Origin of the sequence: Mesorhizobium sp. M2A.F.Ca.ET.039.01.1.1, assembly GCF_003998035.1 — a bacterium.
Lineage (GTDB): Bacteria > Pseudomonadota > Alphaproteobacteria > Rhizobiales > Rhizobiaceae > Mesorhizobium.
In genome coordinates, this window is sequence record NZ_RZRY01001284.1 from 1 (window position 1) to 981 (window position 981).

General features: G+C 68.0%; 1 protein-coding gene. It reads left to right on the forward strand.

Annotated features, from left to right (window positions below; all coding sequences use genetic code 11):
* A partial coding sequence (locus tag EOA24_RS39315; RefSeq protein WP_133375002.1) for an MFS transporter occupies positions 1–913 on the forward strand: 913 nt, incomplete at its 5' end.
* Between the last annotated feature and the right edge of the window lie 68 nt (positions 914–981).

The following is a 981-nucleotide window of genomic DNA, read 5'->3' on the forward strand; positions in this document are numbered from 1 at the left end:
CGCCCCGAACTACTGGCTGTTGATGGCCGCGAGGGTCTTCACCGCCTTCGGCCACGGCGCCTTTTTCGGCATCGGCTCCGTCGTTGCGGCGAGCCTCGTGCCGCGCAACAAGCGGGCGAGCGCCATCGCGCTGATGTTTCCCGGCCTGACGCTGTCGAATATCCTGGGCGTTCCCGCCGGCACGGCGCTGGGTGAAGCCTTCGGCTGGCGCGCCACTTTCCTCGCCGTTGTCGGCATCGGCCTCGTCTCGGTCGCGGCCATCGCCTGGCTGGTGCCGTCCAACGTCGCCGAACCCAGCGGCGGCGGGCTGGTCGGCGAATTGCGCGTGCTCGGAAAGCTGCAGGTCTGGCTGGCGATGCTGATCGCCTCGCTCGCCTCCGCCAGCCTGTTCGCCGTCTTCACCTACATCAAGCCGTATCTGACCGACGTCTCCGGCCTGTCGACGGCGACCGTGACCTGGGTGCTGCTGCTCTTCGGCGCCGGCATGACCATCGGCAACGTCATCGGCGGCAGGCTGGCCGACTGGAAGCTGATGCCGACCGTGATCGGCACGCTGCTCGCCATGGCCCTGCTGTTCGTCGTCTTCGCCAAGCTCGGCGCGATTGCCGGGGTCGCCGTCGCCATTGTCTTCCTGTGGGGCATGCTGATCTTCATCGTCGTGCCGCCGCTGCAAATCCGTGTCGTCGAGGCGGCCGCCGAAGGACCGAACCTTGCGGCCACGCTGAACCAGGGCGCCTTCAATGTCGGCAATGCCGGCGGCGCCTGGATCGGCGGCCTCGCCATCTCCTGGGGTGTCTCCTACGCCAACCTGCCGCTGGTGGGCGCCGCACTCGCGCTTCTGGCCGTCGCGGTGGCCGTGCTGTCGCAATCGCTCGACCGCCGCGCGATCCTGGAGCCGCAGCCCGCAGAATAAAGCTCCCTGCGCGGCAGCCGATTCACCTCGTCCGACGATTTCCTTGATTCCGCTTGCCGATCCAAGCA